General features: G+C 42.9%; 3 protein-coding genes. All 3 read left to right on the forward strand.

What is annotated here, in order from left to right; translation table 11 throughout:
• Positions 1–82 precede the first annotated feature (82 nt).
• The 3 genes from OHT75_RS08165 to tnpC all read left to right on the forward strand — a co-directional run bounded on the left by OHT75_RS08165 (position 83) and on the right by tnpC (position 2,344).
• Positions 83–424, forward strand: coding sequence for an IS66 family insertion sequence element accessory protein TnpB (locus tag OHT75_RS08165; RefSeq protein WP_264725996.1), 342 nt, complete (start codon positions 83–85; stop codon positions 422–424).
• A complete protein-coding gene (tnpB, locus tag OHT75_RS08170) occupies positions 421–771 on the forward strand; it encodes an IS66 family insertion sequence element accessory protein TnpB (RefSeq protein ID WP_264725997.1) in 351 nt (116 codons plus the stop codon). Before OHT75_RS08165 ends, tnpB begins: the two co-directional genes overlap by 4 nt.
• A 91-nt stretch (positions 772–862) precedes the next feature.
• Positions 863–2,344 (forward strand): IS66 family transposase, encoded by a 1,482-nt coding sequence (tnpC, locus tag OHT75_RS08175; RefSeq protein WP_264725998.1) that lies wholly within the window; start codon positions 863–865, stop codon positions 2,342–2,344.
• Positions 2,345–2,366: the final 22 nt, after the last annotated feature.

Here is a 2,366-nt window from a genome sequence, read left to right on the forward strand (position 1 = left end):
GTAACCGTCTAGCGAACCACACCTCGCATCGTTAATCTGACTATTTGAAAATACCTGCTCAATGATAAATTTGGAGCAGGTGATGAAAACACACAGAACAGCTGCACAGTGGTTAGAGCTACTTCAGCAGCGCAACAATTTTAAAGGCACCAATATTGAATTCTGCCAACACCATAATGTCGCTATTACCACTTATTATAAACAGCGCGCCCTACTGGTTAAGCAGTCAAAGTCAAACCTAACGGAACAAACACTTAATGCCACTTCATCACGCTTTATTCAGTTAAAACAAACCACCACTGAAGTCTGTGCACAAACGCATCAACATTCGGTGCAATTTGATACACGAACCGGCCAGCTCACACTTCCAGCTGATTTCACCGCAACAAATATCATTACCATCATTAAAGGCCTGATGGCATGAAGATGTTTGTTGATGTACCCACCGTTTATTTATGTGTCGATATGGTCGACTTTCGTAAATCGATTAATGGGTTAGCCGCTTTGGTGGAAGCGGAGCTTGAACTACCTGTGCTAAGTGGCGCACTATTTGTGTTTTGTAATAAAGGCCGTGACAAACTCAAATTGCTTTACTGGGATAACACCGGTTTTGCCCTATGGTATAAGCGATTAGACAAGCATAAGTTCAAATGGCCCAAACTCATATCACCCTCCATGACATTAACCGAGCAACAATTACACTGGTTATTATCGGGGTATGATGTGATTGGCCACAGCAAAATTAATGTCACAGGTAAGCAAGTGCTTTAATTATTCAAAAGAGTTGGCGATCGATTGATGATCATCAAAAGGCGTTCAGTTAGCACTGGAAAGCCTTTTTTTATGCCTTAAAATAGGCATTATGAAAAATGTACTCGCCCTTCAACAGCGTATCGCTGAACTTGAAAAACTGTTAGCGCATAAGGATGCACAAATCGCAGCCTTGGAAGAGCGCTGGCGCTTGGCTCAACAAAAACAATTCGGCAAAAGTGCTGAAGGCTTTGTCGGGCAAGGCGAGTTATTCAATGAAGTAGAAGAGATTGTTGAGGCCGCTGAGGCTGAGCAACAATCCATTAGCTATACCCGTAAAAAGCCAGTACGTAAGCCACTGCCAAAAGACTTACCCCGTGAGCAGGTTATTCATGACATCGAAGATAAAACTTGTGATTGCTGTGGCGGTGAATTACATAAAATGGGTGAAGACAAGTCAGAAAAGCTTGAGTTTATTCCAGCTCAAATCAAAGTGATTGAGCATATTAGGCCTAAATACGCCTGCCGTCATTGTGATAAGTCCTCGACTCATACACCGATAAAGCAAGCCTCAATGCCTACAATGCCGATTAATAAAGGGATCGCGACAAGCAGTTTGTTAGCACAACTCATCACCAGTAAATACCAATATGGTTTACCGCTCTATCGCCAGGAAGCGATGTTTAAGCAATATGGCATTGAGCTCAGTCGCCAAACTATTAGCAGCTGGATAGACAAATCTGCCGCACTGTTTGCACCACTGGTGGAACGGCTTAAAGCCGAGCTATTAAAGCAGCCGATGTTGTTTGCCGATGAAACACCACTAAAAGTGGTGAAATCAGATAAGGTGAACAGCTACATGTGGGTATATTGCTCAGGTCGAGACTCACCTGAGTCAAGCAATCCTATTCCTAATATCGTGCTTTACGACTTTCACAATAGTCGGGCGGCCGCGTGCGTAGTTAATTATCTTGATGGATATCAAGGGTACTTGCACGTAGATGGTTATCAAGCTTATGAAAAAACACAGGCAACCTTAACTGGCTGTTGGGCTCATGCGCGTCGTAAATTTATTGAAGCCAAAAAGTTGCAAGGGAAAAATAAAACCGGCAAAGCCGATGTAGTATTAAGCCTTATCCAAAAACTGTACGCAGTTGAGTCACGTGTTAAAGATAAAAGTATTGATGAAAAGTACATCGCCAGACAAGAGGCTAGCCTGCCTATTCTTATCAAGCTAAAAACTTGGCTTGAACAGCATCAGCCAAATTTGGTGGGTAATACTAAGCTGATAGCGGCGGCTAATTACCTGGCTAATCAATGGAGCAAACTCATTCGTTATGTTGATGATGGCAGACTAAGTATTGACAATAATCGTGCAGAGCGAGCGGTAAAACCATTTGTGATAGGCCGCAAAAATTGGTTATTTAGCCAAACGGCAAATGGGGCTCATGCTAGTGCAACACTTTACAGCATTGTGGAAACCGCAAAGGTAAATGGCTTAGTGCCATTTGATTACATCATGGCTTGCCTTAATGAACTATGCCAACCAGCACCGAATATCGACAGCTTGTTACCCTGGAATTTTAAACGATAGGTGTAGTTGCCCAGACGCTTAC

Origin of the sequence: Shewanella subflava (genome assembly GCF_025971955.1) — a bacterium.
Classification (GTDB): domain Bacteria; phylum Pseudomonadota; class Gammaproteobacteria; order Enterobacterales; family Shewanellaceae; genus Shewanella; species Shewanella subflava.